General features: G+C 62.1%; 13 protein-coding genes and 1 tRNA gene. 3 read left to right on the top strand and 11 right to left on the bottom strand.

The annotated features are described in order from the left end of the window. Positions 1-28: 28 nt before the first annotated feature. Together AC3WJU_RS11335 and rpoB are read right to left on the bottom strand one after the other, a co-directional pair. Complete coding sequence (locus tag AC3WJU_RS11335; protein ID WP_284755100.1) at positions 29-3,928, bottom strand: DNA-directed RNA polymerase subunit beta'; 3,900 nt, start codon at positions 3,926-3,928, stop codon at positions 29-31. Between the two features lie 103 nt (positions 3,929-4,031). Next, positions 4,032-7,538, bottom strand: a complete 3,507-nt coding sequence (gene rpoB / locus AC3WJU_RS11340; RefSeq protein ID WP_059387358.1) for a DNA-directed RNA polymerase subunit beta — start codon at positions 7,536-7,538, stop codon at positions 4,032-4,034. A gap of 410 nt (positions 7,539-7,948) precedes the next feature. Between rpoB and AC3WJU_RS11345 the strand changes: the two genes are divergently transcribed. Both AC3WJU_RS11345 and AC3WJU_RS11350 read left to right on the top strand, forming a co-directional pair. After that, positions 7,949-9,160, top strand: coding sequence for an acetyl-CoA C-acetyltransferase (locus AC3WJU_RS11345; protein ID WP_306958978.1), 1,212 nt, complete (start codon positions 7,949-7,951; stop codon positions 9,158-9,160). A gap of 51 nt (positions 9,161-9,211) precedes the next feature. Continuing rightward, a complete protein-coding gene (locus AC3WJU_RS11350) occupies positions 9,212-9,754 on the top strand; it encodes an aminoacyl-tRNA deacylase (RefSeq protein ID WP_492259886.1) in 543 nt (180 codons plus the stop codon). On the opposite strand, the gene rplL is transcribed toward AC3WJU_RS11350, so the two are convergent. The 9 genes from rplL to AC3WJU_RS11395 all read right to left on the bottom strand — a co-directional run bounded on the left by rplL (position 9,747) and on the right by AC3WJU_RS11395 (position 16,258). Next, positions 9,747-10,124 carry a 50S ribosomal protein L7/L12 gene (rplL, locus tag AC3WJU_RS11355; RefSeq protein ID WP_059387353.1) on the bottom strand — a complete coding sequence of 126 codons (378 nt, stop codon included), beginning with the start codon at positions 10,122-10,124 and terminating at the stop codon, positions 9,747-9,749. The two genes, AC3WJU_RS11350 and rplL, sit on opposite strands and share 8 nt — an antisense overlap. Before the next feature lie 75 nt (positions 10,125-10,199). Beyond that, complete coding sequence (rplJ, locus tag AC3WJU_RS11360; RefSeq protein ID WP_059387352.1) at positions 10,200-10,805, bottom strand: 50S ribosomal protein L10; 606 nt, start codon at positions 10,803-10,805, stop codon at positions 10,200-10,202. A gap of 301 nt (positions 10,806-11,106) precedes the next feature. Continuing rightward, positions 11,107-12,258, bottom strand: a complete 1,152-nt coding sequence (locus AC3WJU_RS11365; protein WP_492259887.1) for a GNAT family N-acetyltransferase — start codon at positions 12,256-12,258, stop codon at positions 11,107-11,109. Further along, on the bottom strand, positions 12,237-13,313 hold the full coding sequence (locus AC3WJU_RS11370) for a GNAT family N-acetyltransferase (protein ID WP_492259888.1): 1,077 nt from the start codon (positions 13,311-13,313) through the stop codon (positions 12,237-12,239). Before AC3WJU_RS11370 ends, AC3WJU_RS11365 begins: the two co-directional genes overlap by 22 nt. A 112-nt stretch (positions 13,314-13,425) precedes the next feature. Next, entirely contained in the window at positions 13,426-14,133 is a 708-nt protein-coding gene (gene rplA / locus AC3WJU_RS11375) for a 50S ribosomal protein L1 (RefSeq protein WP_028265118.1), read from the bottom strand. A gap of 174 nt (positions 14,134-14,307) precedes the next feature. After that, positions 14,308-14,739: a 50S ribosomal protein L11 gene (gene rplK, locus AC3WJU_RS11380; protein ID WP_018773647.1), complete on the bottom strand. Its 432-nt coding sequence runs from the start codon at positions 14,737-14,739 to the stop codon at positions 14,308-14,310. 129 nt (positions 14,740-14,868) lie between these two features. After that, positions 14,869-15,708, bottom strand: coding sequence for a transcription termination/antitermination protein NusG (nusG, locus tag AC3WJU_RS11385; RefSeq protein WP_492259889.1), 840 nt, complete (start codon positions 15,706-15,708; stop codon positions 14,869-14,871). A gap of 114 nt (positions 15,709-15,822) precedes the next feature. Then, positions 15,823-16,104, bottom strand: a complete 282-nt coding sequence (secE, locus tag AC3WJU_RS11390; RefSeq protein ID WP_059387348.1) for a preprotein translocase subunit SecE — start codon at positions 16,102-16,104, stop codon at positions 15,823-15,825. A gap of 81 nt (positions 16,105-16,185) precedes the next feature. Then, a tRNA-Trp gene (locus AC3WJU_RS11395) sits at positions 16,186-16,258 on the bottom strand. 314 nt (positions 16,259-16,572) lie between these two features. On the opposite strand from AC3WJU_RS11395, the gene AC3WJU_RS11400 reads away from it, so the two are divergent. After that, a complete protein-coding gene (locus AC3WJU_RS11400; RefSeq protein WP_284991823.1) occupies positions 16,573-17,802 on the top strand; it encodes a pyridoxal phosphate-dependent aminotransferase in 1,230 nt (409 codons plus the stop codon). The last annotated feature ends 43 nt before the right edge of the window (positions 17,803-17,845 follow it).

Below are 17,845 nucleotides of genomic sequence, written 5' to 3' on the forward strand. Positions count from 1 at the left end.
AGTACGGGGTCCTTGCGTTTCAGACTTCTCAGCGGAAGTCGTTGCCGAGATCGTAGTCATCCAGCGGGATGGCGTGGAACTCGGGAGCTCCGTCGCCGCCCAGGGCGTCATACGAGAAGTCGGTGAAGGCGCTGGGGCCCGTGAACAGGCTTGCCTTTGCTTCTTCAGTCGGCTCCACGGTGACCTCGGTGTAACGGGGCAAACCCGTACCGGCCGGGATGAGCTTACCGATGATGACGTTCTCCTTGAGGCCGAGCAACGGGTCGCTCTTGCCTTCCATGGCCGCCTGCGTCAGAACGCGGGTGGTCTCCTGGAAGGAAGCGGCCGACAGCCAGGACTCAGTTGCCAGAGATGCCTTGGTGATACCCATCAGTTCCGGACGGCCGGAAGCCGGGGTACGGCCTTCGGACACCACGCGACGGTTCTCGTCTTCGAAGCGGCTGCGCTCAGCGAGCTCGCCCGGAAGCAGATCGGAGTCGCCGGATTCGATGACGGTCACGCGGCGCAGCATCTGACGGACGATGACTTCCACGTGCTTGTCGTGGATGCCGATGCCCTGACTGCGGTAAACGCCCTGGACCTCGTCCACCAGGAACTTCTGGGCGGCACGCGGACCCATGATGCGCAGAACCTGCTTCGGGTCCACAGGACCGTTGATCAGCTTCTGGCCGACGCTGACGTGCTCGCCATCCTCGATGAGGAGGCGGGAACGGCGCAGCACCGGGTAGGCGATCTCCTCGGAACCATCGTCCGGGGTGATGATGAGGCGCATCTGGCGCTCGGACTCTTCGATGGCGATGCGGCCGGCTGCTTCAGCAATCGGTGCAACACCCTTCGGAGTACGGGCTTCGAAGAGCTCCTGGATACGGGGCAGACCCTGGGTGATGTCGTCGCCACCGCTGGCGGAAACAGCACCACCGGTGTGGAACGTACGCATGGTCAGCTGGGTACCGGGTTCACCGATGGACTGTGCGGCGATGATGCCGACGGCCTCTCCGATGTCCACGGTCTTGCCAGTGGCCAGCGAACGGCCGTAGCAGAGCGCACAGGTACCGACCTTGGACTCACACGTGAGCACGGAACGGACCTTGACCTCGGTGATGCCGGCTGCGAGCAGCTCGGCAATGACGACGTCGCCGCAGTCAGTGCCGGCAGCTGCCAGCACAGCACCCTTGGAGTCGACGACGTCGACGGCGAGGGTACGTGCGTAGGCGCTGTTCTCGACGTTCTCGTCAAGGACCAGCTCACCGTTGGAGTCCGGCACGGCGATTGCGGTCATGAGACCACGCTCGGTGCCACAGTCCTCTTCACGGACGATGACGTCCTGCGAAACGTCCACCAGACGACGGGTCAGGTAACCCGAGTTGGCGGTACGCAGCGCGGTGTCGGCGAGACCCTTACGGGCACCGTGCGTGGCGATGAAGTATTCCAGCACCGACAGGCCCTCGCGGTACGAGGACTTGATCGGACGCGGGATGATCTCACCCTTCGGGTTGGCCACAAGACCACGGATACCCGCGATCTGGCGGACCTGCATCCAGTTACCACGTGCACCGGAGGACACCATGCGGTTGATGGTGTTCATCGGGGACAGGCTGTCACGCATCGCCTGGGCGATTTCGTTGGTGGCCTTGTTCCAGATCTCGATCAGTTCCTGGCGACGCTCGTCGTCGTCGATCAGGCCCTTGTCGTACTGGCCCTGGATCTTGGCAGCCATGGTCTCGTAACCGGCAAGGATGGCCGGCTTGGAGGTGGGCACCTCGATGTCGGAGATTGCCACGGTGACGCCCGAGCGGGTTGCCCAGTAGAAACCGGCGTCCTTCAGGTTGTCCAGCGTTGCAGCCGTGACAACCTTCGGGTAGCGCTCTGCGAGGTCGTTGACGATACGGGAAAGCTCGCCCTTGTCGGCAACAGCCTCAACCCACGGGTAGTCCTCCGGCAGGGTCTCGTTGAAGAGAACCTGGCCGAGGGAGGTCTGGACCAGTGCGGTCTGACCCGGCTCCCAACCTTCCGGAGCTTCCCAGCCGGCGTAAGGCACAAAGCCCTCAAGGCGGATCTTGACCTGGGAGTTCAGGTGCAGCTCGCGGGCATCGTAGGCCATGATGGCTTCCGAAACCGAGGAGAAGATACGGCCTTCGCCTGCGGAACCAACGCGCTTGGTGGTCAGGTGGTACAGACCGATGATCATGTCCTGCGAAGGCAGGGTCACCGGACGGCCATCTGACGGCTTCAAGATGTTGTTGGAGGACAGCATCAGGATCCGGGCTTCAGCCTGCGCTTCGGGGCTCAGCGGCAGGTGGACTGCCATCTGGTCACCGTCGAAGTCGGCGTTGAAGGCGCCACACACCAGCGGGTGAAGCTGGATGGCCTTGCCTTCAACAAGCTGCGGCTCGAATGCCTGGATGCCGAGGCGGTGCAGGGTAGGTGCACGGTTGAGCAGCACCGGGTGTTCGGTGATGATCTCTTCCAGCACGTCCCAGACCTGCGGGCGGTAACGCTCGACCATGCGCTTTGCCGACTTGATGTTCTGCGCGTGGTTGAGGTCAACCAGGCGCTTCATCACGAACGGCTTGAAGAGCTCCAGGGCCATCTGCTTGGGCAGACCACACTGGTGCAGCTTCAGCTGCGGACCGACGACGATGACCGAACGGCCGGAGTAGTCGACGCGCTTGCCGAGGAGGTTCTGGCGGAAACGGCCCTGCTTGCCCTTGAGCATGTCGCTCAGGGACTTCAGCGGACGGTTGCCCGGACCCGTGACGGGACGGCCGCGACGGCCGTTGTCGAAGAGGCTGTCAACAGCTTCCTGAAGCATGCGCTTCTCGTTGTTGACGATGATCTCCGGAGCGCCGAGGTCAAGCAGTCGCTTGAGTCGGTTGTTGCGGTTGATCACACGGCGGTACAGGTCGTTGAGGTCGGAGGTCGCGAAGCGGCCACCGTCCAGCTGGACCATCGGGCGCAGTTCTGGCGGGATCACCGGGACGGCGTCCAGCACCATGCCAAGCGGGCTGTTGTTGGTGGTCAGGAAAGCGTTGACAACCTTCAGGCGCTTGAGGGCACGTGTCTTGCGCTGGCCCTTGCCGTTCTGGATGGTGTCGCGGAGGGACTCCGACTCTGCCTGCATGTCGAAGTTCTCAAGACGCTTCTTGATGGCTTCGGCACCCATGGAGCCTTCGAAGTACATGCCGTAACGGTCGCGCAGTTCGCGGTACAGGCCTTCGTCACCCTCGAGGTCGGCGACCTTCAGGTTCTTGAAGCGGTCCCAGACCTGCTCGAGGCGCTCGATCTCAGCATCCGCGCGCTTGCGGACGTTGGCCATCTGGCGGTCCGCGGAGTCGCGGGCCTTCTTCTTGTCCGCAGCCTTGGCGCCTTCACCTTCGAGGCGGGCAAGCTCGTCCTCAAGGTCGCGGGCAATCGTGGCGATGTCACTGTCGCGGTTGTCGACGAGCTGCTTCTTCTCGAGGTCGTGCTCCACCTGAAGGTTCGGCAGTTCCGCGTGACGGCTCTCGGTGTCGACGCTCGTAATCATGTAGGCAGCGAAGTAGATGACCTTTTCAAGGTCCTTCGGTGCCAGGTCAAGGAGGTAGCCCAAACGGGAGGGAACACCCTTGAAGTACCAGATGTGCGTGACGGGAGCGGCCAGCTCGATGTGGCCCATGCGCTCGCGGCGCACCTTGGCGCGGGTGACTTCAACGCCACAACGCTCGCAGATGATGCCCTTGAAGCGCACGCGCTTGTACTTGCCGCAGTAGCATTCCCAGTCCCGGGACGGGCCGAAGATCTTCTCGCAGAAGAGGCCGTCCTTCTCGGGCTTGAGCGTGCGGTAGTTGATAGTTTCCGGCTTCTTGACCTCACCGTAAGACCAGCCGCGGATGTCTTCCGCGGTGGCGAGGCCGATCTGCATGAGGCCGAAGGAGGATTCGCTGGACATATGGTCCCTGTTCTCTCTTGTTCTCTAAATTCTGAAGTCTTGGGTTTACGGAAAGAGGCAGCAGCCTTGGCTGGCGGTCTGCACCGCCAGCCAGAGCGGCTGTTTAGACCTCTTCTACGGAGCTGGGCTCTGCGCGAGACAGATCGATGCCCAGTTCTTCCGCAGCCGTAAAGACTGCGTCATCAGAGTCACGCATTTCGATCGTCGTACCATCCGTGGAAAGGACTTCCACGTTCAGGCACAGCGACTGCATTTCCTTGATCAAGACCTTGAAGGATTCCGGAACGCCAGGCTCGGGGATGTTCTCGCCCTTGACGATGGCTTCGTAGACCTTCACGCGGCCGTGGATATCGTCCGACTTGATCGTCAGCAGTTCCTGGAGGGTGTAGGCAGCGCCGTATGCTTCGAGCGCCCACACTTCCATTTCACCGAAGCGCTGGCCACCGAACTGAGCCTTACCACCCAGCGGCTGCTGCGTGATCATGGAGTACGGGCCGGTGGAGCGTGCGTGGATCTTGTCGTCCACCAGGTGGTGGAGCTTCAGGATGTACATGTAGCCCACGGAGATCGGGTCCGGGAACGGCTCGCCGGAGCGGCCGTCGAACAGACGGGTCTTGCCGGAGGAGTCGATCAGGCGGTCGCCGTCGCGGGTCACGTTGGTGGAATCCAGCAGACCTGTGATTTCCTCTTCGCGTGCACCGTCGAACACCGGGGTGGCAACGGTCGTCTGGCCGGTTTCACGAGGCAGGTTCGGGAGGTTCTTGACCCACTCCGGCTCGCCTTCGATCTTCCAACCGGTCTTGGCAACCCATCCAAGGTGCGTTTCGAGCACCTGGCCGACGTTCATACGACCCGGAACACCCAGGGGGTTCAGGACGATGTCCACAGGGGTACCGTCGGCAAGGAACGGCATGTCTTCGATCGGCAGGATCTTGGAGATGACGCCCTTGTTACCGTGGCGGCCGGCGAGCTTGTCGCCGTCGGTGATCTTGCGCTTGGCGGCAACGTAGACGCGGACCAGCTGGTTGACGCCCGGGGGCAGCTCGTCGTCGTTGTCGCGGTCGAAGACGCGCACGCCGATAACCGTGCCGGACTCACCGTGGGGAACCTTCAGGGAGGTGTCACGCACTTCGCGGGACTTCTCGCCGAAGATCGCGCGGAGGAGGCGCTCTTCCGGAGTCAGTTCGGTTTCACCCTTCGGGGTGACCTTTCCGACCAGGATGTCGCCGGCTTCAACCTCGGCACCAATGTGGATGATGCCGCGCTCGTCCAGTCCTGCGAGGACTTCCTCGGACACGTTGGGGATGTCACGGGTGATTTCCTCGGCACCAAGCTTGGTGTCGCGGGCATCGATCTCGTGCTCCTCGATGTGGATGGAGGAAAGGACGTCCTCAGCGACGATGCGCTGCGACAGGATGATGGCGTCCTCGAAGTTGTGGCCTTCCCAGGACATGAATGCCACGAGAAGGTTCTTGCCGAGGGCGAGCTCACCCTGGTCCGTTGCCGGGCCGTCAGCGATGATGCCGCCGACTTCGAGGCGCTGGCCTTCGTTGACCAGGACACGGTGGTTGTAGCAGTTGCCCTGGTTGGAACGGGCGAACTTGTTGATGCGGTAGCTGGTTTCCGTGCCGTCGTCGTTAAGCATGGTGACGAGGTCAGCGGAAACTTCGTTGACGACACCGGCCTTCTTCGCGATGACGACGTCACCGGCGTCGACGGCGGCAGCGCGCTCCATGCCGGTACCCACGAACGGGGCCTCGGAACGGACCAGCGGCACAGCCTGGCGCTGCATGTTGGCACCCATGAGTGCGCGGTTTGCATCGTCATGCTCGAGGAACGGAATCAGGGCGGTAGCTACGGACACCATCTGGCGCGGGGAAACGTCCATGAACTGAACTTCGCCGGCCGGAACCAGAACGGGCTCGCCTCCACCACCACGGGCACGGACAAGCACGGTCTCTTCCGCGAACTTCTTGTCGGCATCCAGCGGTGCGTTGGCCTGTGCAATCAGGACTTCGGCTTCGTCGTCGGCGGTGAGGTACTGGACCTCATCGGAAACGACGCCCTCGGACACCAGGCGGTACGGAGTCTCGATGAAACCGAACGGGTTGATGCGGCCGTAGGAAGCCAGCGAACCGATCAGGCCGATGTTCGGGCCTTCAGGAGTTTCAATGGGGCACATACGTCCGTAGTGGGACGGGTGAACGTCTCGGACTTCCATGCCTGCGCGGTCACGGGACAGACCACCCGGACCAAGGGCCGACAGGCGGCGCTTGTGGGTCAGACCCGACAACGGGTTGTTCTGGTCCATGAACTGCGACAGCTGGGACGTTCCGAAGAACTCCTTGATGGCTGCCACAACGGGGCGGATGTTGATCAGGGTCTGCGGCGTGATCGCTTCGACGTCCTGCGTGGTCATGCGTTCGCGGACGACGCGTTCCATGCGGGAGAGGCCGGTGCGGACCTGGTTTTCGATCAGTTCGCCGACGGCGCGGATGCGACGGTTGCCGAAGTGGTCGATGTCATCGATCTCGACGCGGAGCTCGTGGTCTTCGCCATCGCGCTTGCCCATGAGGGTCTTCTCGCCGGCGTGGAGCGCGACGAGGAACTTGATCATGGCCACGATGTCTTCAACGTGCAGGACCGAAGCTTCCTTGTCGCCAAGGGAGCGGTCGATGCCGAGCTTGCGGTTGATCTTGTAACGGCCAACCTTGGCCAGATCGTAGCGCTTGGCGTTGAAGTACAGGTTGTCCAGCAGGGACTGGGCAGCCTCGACGGTGGGCGGCTCGCCCGGACGCAGCTTGCGGTAGATGTCCAGCAGGGCGTCTTCGCGGGTTTCGGTGGCGTCCTTCTCTAGCGTTGCGCGCATGGAGTCGTACTGGCCGAACTCTTCGAGGATCTGGCCTTCGGTCCAGCCGAGGGCCTTCAGCAGAACGGTGACCGACTGCTTGCGCTTGCGGTCGAGGCGTACGCCGACCTGGTCGCGCTTGTCGATTTCGAGTTCGAACCATGCACCGCGGGACGGGATGATCTTTGCAGTGAAGATGTCCTTGTCACTGGTCTTGTCGGCGGTGCGCTCAAAGTAGGCGCCCGGCGAACGGACCAGCTGGGAGACGACGACACGCTCGGTGCCGTTGACGACGAACGTTCCCTTCTCGGTCATGAGAGGGAAATCGCCCATGAACACGGTCTGCTGCTTGATTTCACCCGTGTTGTTGTTCATGAACTCGGCCTTGACATACAGCGGTGCCGAGTAAGTGGCGTCACGGTCTTTGCATTCGGCCATGGTGTACTTCGGATCAGCGAACTCCGGCTCGGAGAAGCTCAGGGACATGGTGCCCTGGAAGTCCTCGATGGGGGAGATCTCTTCGAAGATGTCGGCAAGTCCGGAGGTGGTGGCGACGCTCAGGTCGCCTTCCTCGACAGCCTTCGCTACCCGCGACTGCCAGCGTTCGTTTCCGACCAGCCAGTCAAAGCTGTCTGTCTGCAGTGCGAGCAGATTCGGAACGTCCAGCGGTTCGTGAATCTTTGCGAATGAGAGCCGGCGAGTTGCACCATCGGTGCTTGCCGTATTAGCGGTTTCGTTATTAGAGGTGCTCGAGGCGACCAAGAGGGATCCTTCCACAGACCTTCAGGCGTTTTCAGATCTCCCCCGCTTGCACCCTGCAGATTGAATCCGCAGTGTACCTTTCCGGTTCCGCTATATGACCCGGGACCCCGGCTGACCAAGACCATGCTCGTTCTTAACGGCACGTCGATGGCGCAGCTGAGAGGTAAAGCCCACCGCTATATGAAGGCTGAAGGTTAACAGGGAAGACGCAAATATCCACAATACGGCAAATCAACCCACCTGTCTACCCCACATCCCGCCTGAATGCAAGCACCGTTGCCGCAGGCACCTATGCGGCAACGGCCTCTTGCTGGCGCGGGCGGAATGTTGATCCAGGCTCCATTGTTGAATGGAGAGGTGATCTACGCCACGGTAACCTAGGCTCACCACCCTTGATCGGAAGAGAGAAAATGGGCACCCCCTCAGACACAACGGACAACAACAACGACGTTGTCATCCTTTCCGCCAGCCGTACCCCACAGGGACGGTTGAACGGGCAACTGGCCGGGCTCACCGCCGTCGAGCTCGGCGCTCACGCCATTTCAGGCGCCATTGCGGCGAGCGGGCTCACCGCGGACAAAGTGGACGCAGTGATCATGGGGCAGGTCCTGCAGGCAGGCGCCGGCCAGAATCCGGCCCGGCAAAGCGCCATCGCCGCCGGCATCGGCTGGAACATCCCCGCCGTCACCATCAACAAGGTCTGCCTCTCCGGACTGACCGCCGTGATCGACGCAGCGCGAATGATCCGCAGTGGCGATGCCGCCGTCGTGGTTGCCGGCGGCCAGGAATCGATGAGCCGCGCTCCGCACTTGCTGCCCGGTTCCCGGCAAGGCTGGAGCTACGGCGCCATCCAGGCCCTCGACGTCGCTGCCCACGACGGGCTCACCGACGCCTTTGATGGCCAGTCAATGGGCCTGTCCACCGAGATCAAGAACCTCTCGCTGGGCATCGACCGCCGGTCCCAGGATGAAGTGGCCGCCGCTTCGCACCAGCGTGCGGCCGCGGCCGCCGAGCAAGGAGTGTTCGACGGCGAGATCACCCCCATCAGCGTCAAGCAGCGCAAGGGAGAACCCTTGGTGCTGACAAGGGACGAAGGCGTCCGCCCGCAGACCACGCTCGAGACCCTGGCCCCCTTGAAGGGCGCCTTTGCCACCGACGGAACCATCACCGCAGGCAACTCCTCTCCCCTGTCCGACGGCGCCTCCGCACTCGTGCTCACGAGCCGCCGCTTCGCCGAGGAGAACGGCCTTGACTACCTTGCCGTCGTCGGCAAGCCCGGCCAGGTGGCGGGACCCGACAACAGCCTGCATTCGCAGCCTTCCAACGCGATACGGCACGCGCTGGACCGTGCTGGGTGGACAACGGCCGACCTGGACTTCATCGAGATCAATGAAGCCTTCGGTTCGGTGGCGGTACAGTCCTTGAAGGACCTGGACTATCCCTTGGAGAAGTGCAATGTGCACGGCGGAGCAATCGCGATTGGACACCCGATCGGTGCCTCAGGAGCGCGGCTGGCCCTCCACGCGGCCCACGAGCTGAAGCGCCGCGGTAAGGGTAAGGCGGCGGTTGCGCTCTGTGGTGGCGGCGGCCAAGGTGAAGCACTGCTTCTCTACCGCGACTAGATATTCGGCGAGTTCGGCGGCGGAGTGGCCGTGAACGGAAATGGAGCATGTATGCGGGGCACTGAGCGATTCCTGGCTGACGCGGCCGCACGCGGACTCGACGTCCAACTCGTAGAGCGGGCGGCGGCTAGCAGCCTTGAGGAAGCTGCCCGCATCATGGGGGTCACACCGGCGGACATCGTGAAGTCCCTTGTGGTCAAACACCGGGACGGCTCGTTCCTGTTCGCGCTGGTTCCGGGTGACCGGCAGATCTCCTGGCCCAAGTTGCGCGCCCTCCTGGGCGTCAACAAGCTGTCGATGCCCTCGGCCGACATCGCTTTCGAGGCAACCGGCTATGAGCGCGGCACCATCACGCCGCTGGGAAGTTCGACGCCCTGGCCGGTCTATGCGGATGCCAGCATCGCCGGACGCAGGATCTCCATGGGAGCAGGCGAACACGGATTCAGCGCTTTCGTGAAAGCGGATTCCCTCACTGAGGCCTTGGGCGCGATCGTAGCCGACATCAGCGACCCCGCGTTGCTGTTAAACGCAGGAAAGCCCCGCCCGGACGAATCCGGACGGGGCTTCCTGAAAGCGCGAACGCGAGTTACTTGACAGTAACCGTGGCGCCGGCAGCTTCGAGCTGCTCCTTGGCCTTCTCAGCGGCTTCCTTGGTGGCGCCTTCGAGAACAGCCTTCGGTGCACCGTCAACCAGGTCCTTGGCTTCCTTGAGGCCGAGGGAGGTGATGGCGCGAACTTCCTTGATCACTGCGATCTTCTTGTCACCGGCAGCTTCGAGGACGACATCGAATTCAGTCTTCTCTTCGGCCTCTTCAGCAGCAGCGCCACCGGCAGGGCCGGCGACTGCAACAGCAGCAGCGGTAACTTCGAAGGTCTCTTCGAAGAGCTTGACGAACTCGGAGAGCTCGATGATGGTCAGTTCCTTGAAAGCTTCAATGAGCTCTTCGTTGCTGAGCTTCGCCATGTTTGGCGTCCTTCCTATAGGTGGTGCTGCCACGGACGTTGTCCGTTACTGCACCGCAGTTTGAGTGGGGAGAACTTAGTTCTCTTCGGTTGCTGCTTCAGCGGCTTCAGCCGGAGCGGCAGCCTCTTCTGCAGCAGCCTCGGCGGGAGCCTCGTCGGCAGCCGGTGCTTCGTCAGCGGCCGGTGCTACAGCGCCGCCCTCTTCTTCAAGCTTGAGGCGCAGAGCGTCAATGATGCGTGCAGCCGCGGCAGCAGGTGCCTTGAGGATGCCTGCAACCTTGGCGAGCTGCAGCTCACGGGACTCGAGGGCTGCCAGTGCGGCAACCTCTGCTGCGTTCAGTGCCTTGCCTTCGAAGTAGCCGGTCTTGATGACAAGCTGCTTGTTGGCCTTGGCAAAGTCCGTCAGGCTCTTGGCGGCAGCAACCGCGTCACCCTTGATGAATGCGATTGCAGTGGGGCCGGCAAGCTGACCGTCGAATGCTTCGACACCAGCTTCCTTGGCTGCAATGGCGGTCAGGGTGTTCTTGACGACCGAGAACTTGGTGTCCAGGCCGAGAGAAACACGCAGCTGCTTGAGCTGTGCAACAGAGAGCCCGCGGTATTCGGTCAGGACAGCGGCGTTCGATTCCTTGAAATCGTTGGTGATCTCAGCTACTGCAGAGATCTTGCTAGGCGTTGCCATAACCCTCCTTCCGGGGAATAAAGCCGGTTTTCCGGGTCCCCGCTCAAAAGAGCTGCAACTAAAAAACGCCCCGCGCAGATGCACGGGGCTTGGCTCAACACGATCCAACGATCATGGAGATTTGCTTCGTTCACCTGCGCCGGCCGCCCTTTGTCAGGGTCCTTCGTCTAGGAAACCACTTGATTCTTCCGCACGCAGCTACAGAGTTGAGCTGTGCCCGGAGGAGTGGATTCCCATCAACCGACGGTCTTTGGTAGTTCAAGCTTACGGGACGGGCAAGTGCATCGCCAAATCGCGCCGCCTACTCGGAGGAGGTGACCTTCGGCCCCATGTTCGGCAGTTCCTTCTGCCACAACCCCGTGACCCCGGCCGTGGTGAATCCCAGTTGCTTGTTCACCGTCAGCAAGTACCGGTTTTCCGGGGCATTCCAGGTGTAGATCACGCGGGCATCGGGAAACTGTTCGCTGAGGCGCTGCATGTTGGCCACCTTGATGAGGAGCCCGAGCTTGTTTCCGCGGTGCTCCTGCAGCACGATCGTGTCGTCTTGGAAGACGACATCCTGGCGTTGCGCCAGGACCCCGATCGTGGTGAGTCCGACAATCCGCCCGCTGGCGACGTGTTCGACGGCGGTGACCACCGTTCGGCGTCCCTGCGCGACGGCGGCGTCCTCCGCCTGCCGCAACACACCGGCGTCGAACACTAATTGCTGCTGTTCGGCTTCCGGGGCCTCGTTGCCTTCCGACACCACCTCGCCGGCTGCGTTCTCCAGGGCAGCCACAGCTTCGAGCCATTGTTGGGGGCACCGGTCGGTCCAGTGGTGGACCTGGTAACGGCCGGCGTTCGCGTCTTCGGCTTCAGCCTCAAGCTCGGCTACGAGCTTTGAATCCAGCGGGAGCGCGCAGGAACTGAACTGTTCGATGTGCTGCAGGGTGTAGCCGGTGCGCCGGGCAAAATCGACCTCGCGGCTGGCCAAGGGAACGAAGCCCAGGCCGCTGCCAGGCACGAGTTGCCCTTCGGCACCACCCCGGAGGGACTCGGCAGGATGGTTCGTGTCCACCATGATCATGGTCCGGCCCTCGCTTCTGGCGAAGTGCTCGGCAGCTTCCAGGAGCTGCCGCCCGACGCCCCTGCGCTGGAATTCGGGAAGGATGTCGAGGGTGAACTCGGCCAGGTCCATGTTGTCGGCAAGGGGAAGCGCGATGTCTACCGTACCGACAATGCGGCCGTCGACGCGGGCCACGAGAATGACCTGGCGTTCGTAAGGGTCGCCGAGTTCGAGCAGTTTTTCCAACGGCGTGTAGGCAAGATCGTCCGTGCCCCAGATCTGCATGCGGACCCTGCGGCTGACTTCGACGGCGGCCAGGAAATCCTTTGCGTCATCGGCGTCAAGGGAATCCGGGATCCAGAGTTGGCCGATCTCCACCGTGCTCGTCATTTGATCCTCTTTTGCCATTCGCCGTCGTATCCGGCCGGTTTGAAGCCGAGCTGTACGTTGATGGACAGCATATGTTCGTTTTCCTCGGCGTTAAAAGTCATGACGCGCCCCACGGCCGGATATTCCGTCTGCAGCCTGCGCAGATTGGCCAGTTTGACGAGCATTCCCAGCCCATGGCCCCGATGCGGCGGTGCCACCAAAGTATCGTCCTGCTCGGCCACACCGGGCTTCGCGGGATCAAGGTAGATCACGGTGTACGCAACGAGCTCCCCCGTCCGCCGGTCTTGTGCGGCGGCCACGAGGGCAGTCTGGCCCTCGGCAAGCATGGTGTCTTCGAGTTGCCTGACGCGGGCAGCGTCCCAGTCCTCTGCCTCGATCTCAAGGCCTCCCGCCGGAGTATCCGTGCTCATCCGGCCCATCAGCCCGGCCATGCGGTCCACGTATTCGGCGGGGCAACGGTTCGTCCAGGCAAGGACCCCGTAATCGGCGTCTGCTTTGGAGTGCGCCGCAAACTCCAGCCTTGCCCATTCCGCGTTGTGGTCCATGTCCAACGTGCTGAATCTGCTGGCCTGTTCCAAGGTGTAACCGTTCTTGAGGCAGAAGGCTGCGCCCGGAGCAACGTCGGGTACTCCCCCGGGTACTCCCTCTGCTCCTGCGAGGCCGATGGGGTGTTCGGTGTGCGCCTGCAGGACGTGCCTCCCCTGGGCCTTCGCGATGCCTTCTACGGTGTGAAGCAACGCGGTTCCAATTCCGTACCGGCGGTACGCCTCCAGCACATCTACCTCGAGCCACGCGGTTTGGATGTTGTCCTTGAGCGGAACTTCGCAGGACGCGTGGCCAATGATCCTTCCGTCCACCCGGGCGAAGAAGTGCCTCGATACCGCGTATGGGGTATCGCGCCATCCGGCGAGCCGGGCCTGGGCCGAGGACGCCCGTTCCAGGTTTCCCCAGGTTTCCAGCACCATGGCGTCCATCACGGATGAGAGCTCCCGGAAAACCTTGCCGTCCGGACCATCCAGGGACTCCGGCAGATGGAGCTCGTGGATGCTGAAATCCGGAACCTGGCCTGTCATGCCCTCAGCCTAATCAGCGGTCGCCGGCCGCGATAGGTGACGGTTCGCCTACAACGAAAGGACCGCCCGGCTAATGCCGGACGGTCCTTTCAGAGTCGATGCTCCCGGCGGCTTACGCCTCGGTGAGAACCTTGGTGACGTTCGGGTCAACGGAGATGCCCGGACCGAACGTGGTGGCGACCGTAGCCTTCTGGATGTAGCGGCCCTTGGAAGCGGACGGCTTCAGGCGAAGCACCTCTTCCAGAGCGGCTGCGTAGTTCTCGGCCAGCTTCAGTTCGTCGAAGGAAACCTTGCCGATGATGAAGTGCAGGTTCGAGTGCTTGTCGACGCGGAAGTCGATCTTGCCGCCCTTGATGTCGTTGACAGCCTTGGTGACGTCAGCGGTCACGGTACCGGTCTTCGGGTTCGGCATGAGGTTACGCGGGCCGAGGACCTTACCGAGACGGCCAACCTTGCCCATGAGGTCAGGGGTTGCCACTGCGGCGTCGAAGTCGGTCCAGCCGGCTGCGATCTTTTCGATCAGGTCATCGGAACCAACGAAGTCGGCGCCTGCAGCGATTGCTGCTTCAGCCTTGTCGCCCGTTGCGAACACCAAGACGCGGGCAGTCTTACCCGTGCCGTGCGGCAGGTTGACGGTACCGCGGACCATCTGGTCGGCCTTACGCGGGTCAACGCCCAAACGGAAAGCGACCTCAACGGTGGCGTCGAACTTGGACGGGTTGGTGTCCTTGGCGAGCTTGATGGCCTCGAACGGGGCGTAGAACTTGTCTGCCTCGATCTTGGCTGCGGCTGCCTCATATGCTTTGCTGCGCTTTGCCATGCTGCTTATTCTCCTTGTGCAGTTGTGGTCTGCGGACCGCGCTGGGCCCTGCCACAGTTGGACATCCGGCGTGGATCTCCAACATTCTCAATATTTCAATGGTGCCGGTTTCCCGGCGGTGCTACCCGGCGTCGTCAGTTTCCCAAAACAGACGCCATGAAGCGGTGAGGGGAATTAACCCTCGACGGTGATGCCCATGGAGCGTGCGGTGCCGGCGATGATCTTGGCAGCGCCCTCAAGGCTGGTGGCGTTGAGGTCTTCCATCTTGGTGGTGGCGATCTCGTTAACCTGTGCCTGGGTCAGCTTGGCAACCTTGACGGTGTGCGGCGTGGCCGAACCCTTTGCAACGCCTGCAGCCTTCTTGATGAGCTCTGCAGCCGGCGGGGTCTTGGTGATGAAGGTGAACGAGCGGTCTTCGTAGACCGTGATTTCAACCGGGATAACGTTTCCGCGCTGGGCTTCTGTTGCAGCGTTGTACGCCTTGCAGAATTCCATGATGTTGACACCGTGCTGGCCAAGCGCAGGACCGATCGGCGGGGCCGGGTTGGCGGCACCTGCCTGGATCTGCAGCTTGATGAGGCCGGTGACCTTCTTCTTGGGAGCCAATGTAGGTCCTTCTCTCAATAACTTCCTAGGACACAGGAGCGTGCCTCAGGTTTGTGGCCGCCATGGCAAGGCGACCGACCGCTCCGTGGCTGCTAAGCGGGCAACCGCGGGGCGAAATTCTTGGATCAACTAGATCTTGGTGACCTGGTTGAATGCGAGCGTAACCGGGGTTTCGCGCTCGAAGATCGACACCAGCACCACAAGCGTCTGGGAATCCATCTTGATCTCGGAGATCGTGGCGGGAAGGGTCTCGAACGGACCTTCCTTGACGATGACGGACTCTCCGACCTCGAAGTCGATGTCGACGGGCGTCTGGTGCTGCTTGTTGACCGGCTTGCCCTTTTCGGCCTGCTGCTCTTCGAAGACCGGGGCCAGCATGGAGAAGACCTCATCGAGGCGAAGCGGGACCGGGTTGTGTGCGTTGCCCACGAAGCCCGTGACACCCGGGGTATGGCGGACGGCGCCCCAGGATGCGTCGGTCAGGTCCATACGGACGAGGACGTAGCCCGGAATGCGAACGCGGTTGATGATCTTGCGCTGGGCGTTCTTGATCTCAACGACTTCCTCCATGGGCACCTGGATCTCGAAGATGTAATCTTCCATGTCCAAGGTCTGGATGCGGGTCTCAAGGTTGGCCTTGACGCGGTTTTCGTAGCCTGCGTAGGAGTGGATGACGTACCAGTCACCCTCCTGGCGGCGAAGCTTGGCCTTGAACTCCTCGGCGGGGTCGGCGGGCGCTACGGCTGCAGCGGCGGCCAGGGCGTCGGCGCCGGACTCGTCGTCGGACGCATCGGCGTCATCGGACTCGGCGTCATCGGACTCATCCTGGTCGGCGTCGTCGACGTCGGCAGTTTCGGGCGCAGCAGAATCGACCTCGGATCCTTCCACGGCGTCAGCCGTGGCGTGGGCCGTGCTTTCAGCGGGCCCATCCAGCTCAGTCTCAGTTACCTCGAGCTCCTGCTCAGACACTTGGTCTCCTGCTTCCTCATTGCCTAACATGCCTATTTAAATGGCTCAATTCCGCAAACCCTGTGAAATCCCTTGATTTTCCGGGGATTTCACGCGGTTTGCGGAGCGATCCGCTTAGTGGTTCGTGGTGCCGGTAGCGCCGAAAACCCATTTGATTCCCGTACCGAAAGCCAGGTCCAGGATGGTGACGACCAACATCATGATGGCCACGAACACCAGCACCACGACTGTGTAATTGACCAGTTCCTTGCGGGTGGGGGCAACTACCTTTTTGAGCTCGCCAATTACCTGGCGGACAAAAAGAGCAATTCGAGCGAAGAGTCCGGAATCGGACTTCTTGGCAGGGCGGCCCTTCGAGCTGCTCGCAGCTGTTTCGGTCACCTGATCCTCACTCATCTATGCAAACGTCGTTGACCCGACTCTGATCAGAGTCATGGTTGCTGCGCTTGTTCCGAGCGAAACCCGGAACAGCTTGCGCAGGGCAGACAGGACTCGAACCTGCAACCTGCGGTTTTGGAGACCGCTGCGCTACCAATTGCGCCACTACCCTATGGAACGAATCCATATTTGGCCGCACTCCATCATTGCCAAGGAATCCCCAAGAACACGGGATTCCGAGCCAATCTGGGGCGCGAACCATTGTGATGTTTTTCAACACCGGTGAACCAGTCTACGCAACAACGTCGCGATAGTCGAACCGGGCCATTTCCGGAGCGTTCAGCCTCGTGTGATCAGCGCTCGTTTGATCAGCATGCACTGTCACTTTCGAGACGTTAGCCCGATAGCTCCGCAGAACAGCATAAAGTAGATTCCGTCGAATCCCACCATCCAGCTCATGAGCTGCCCGCGAAGAACGGTGCTTTAATGTCTGCCGGAATACCTGCCGCCCGCATTTCACAGCGAATTTCCGCCATCGCCGAGTCCGCCACCCTTGCCGTTGACGCCAAGGCCAAGGCGCTCAAGGCAGCGGGTCGCCCCGTGATCGGCTTTGGCGCCGGGGAGCCCGACTTCCCGACCCCCGACTACATCGTCAAGGCCGCCGTCGAGGCCGCCTCGCAGCCGAAGTACCACCGCTACTCCCCCGCTGCCGGCTTGCCGGAGCTGAAGCAGGCCATCGCGGACAAGACCTTCCGCGACTCGGGCTACAAAGTCGATGCTTCCCAGGTGATGGTTACCAATGGCGGTAAGCAGGCTGTCTACAACACCTTCGCCACCCTGGTTGATCCGGGCGACGAAGTCATCATCCCCACGCCTTTCTGGACCACCTACCCGGAGGCAATCCGCTTGGCCGGAGGCGTTCCCGTCGAGGTCTTCGCCGGACCCGAGCAGGGTTACCTGGTCACCGTGGAGCAGCTCGAAGCCGCGGTCACCGACAAGACGAAGATCCTGCTTTTCGTTTCCCCGTCCAACCCGACCGGCGCCGTCTACAGCGCCGAACAAGTGGCCGAAATCGGAAAATGGGCCGCGGCCAAGGGCCTCTGGGTTGTCACCGACGAGATCTACGAACACCTGACTTACGACGGCGTCCCCTTCACCTCTATCGCCACTGCCGCTCCCGAACTCGGCGACAAGGTGGTCATCCTCAACGGTGTCGCCAAGACCTATGCCATGACCGGATGGCGTGTCGGATGGATGATCGGCCCGGCCGACGTCATCAAGGCCGCCACCAACCTCCAGTCGCACGCGACGTCGAACGTTTCGAACATCATGCAGATCGCAGCCCTCGCTGCGGTGTCCGGTCCGCTGACCGCCGTCGACGAAATGAAGGTCGCCTTCGACCGCCGCCGCAAGGCGATCGTTGCCGGACTGAACGCGATCGACGGTGTGGAATGCCCGACGCCGACCGGCGCCTTCTACGTGTACGCCGACGTCCGCGGGCTGCTGGGCAAGGAATTCCCGACCTCGAACGGTCCCGTCCGTCCGTCAACGTCCGCGGAGCTTGCCTCACTGATCCTCGACGAGGTTGAGGTCGCGATTGTTCCGGGCGAGGCCTTTGGCCCCTCCGGTTTCGTGCGCCTCTCGTACGCCTTGGGCGACGACGACCTCGCCGAAGGCGTTCGACGCCTCCAGGAATTCCTCGGCCAGGCCAAGTAGCCTTTCCCCCGCGCAAACGCCCGCTCACCTTGGGATAGAGGTG

It is taken from the genome of Arthrobacter sp. FW306-1B-F12A, from assembly GCF_058781865.1.

Coding starts and splice junctions, on each gene's coding strand:
- rplL (WP_059387353.1), bottom strand. CDS start 10,124: ATGGCGAAGCTCAGCAACGAAGAGCTCATTGAAGCTTTCAAGGAACTG.
- AC3WJU_RS11350 (WP_492259886.1), top strand. CDS start 9,212: ATGCGGGGCACTGAGCGATTCCTGGCTGACGCGGCCGCACGCGGACTC.
- AC3WJU_RS11335 (WP_284755100.1), bottom strand. CDS start 3,928: ATGTCCAGCGAATCCTCCTTCGGCCTCATGCAGATCGGCCTCGCCACC.
- rplA (WP_028265118.1), bottom strand. CDS start 14,133: ATGGCAAAGCGCAGCAAAGCATATGAGGCAGCCGCAGCCAAGATCGAG.
- AC3WJU_RS11365 (WP_492259887.1), bottom strand. CDS start 12,258: ATGGCAAAAGAGGATCAAATGACGAGCACGGTGGAGATCGGCCAACTC.
- rplJ (WP_059387352.1), bottom strand. CDS start 10,805: ATGGCAACGCCTAGCAAGATCTCTGCAGTAGCTGAGATCACCAACGAT.
- AC3WJU_RS11400 (WP_284991823.1), top strand. CDS start 16,573: ATGTCTGCCGGAATACCTGCCGCCCGCATTTCACAGCGAATTTCCGCC.
- AC3WJU_RS11345 (WP_306958978.1), top strand. CDS start 7,949: ATGGGCACCCCCTCAGACACAACGGACAACAACAACGACGTTGTCATC.
- AC3WJU_RS11370 (WP_492259888.1), bottom strand. CDS start 13,313: ATGACAGGCCAGGTTCCGGATTTCAGCATCCACGAGCTCCATCTGCCG.
- secE (WP_059387348.1), bottom strand. CDS start 16,104: ATGAGTGAGGATCAGGTGACCGAAACAGCTGCGAGCAGCTCGAAGGGC.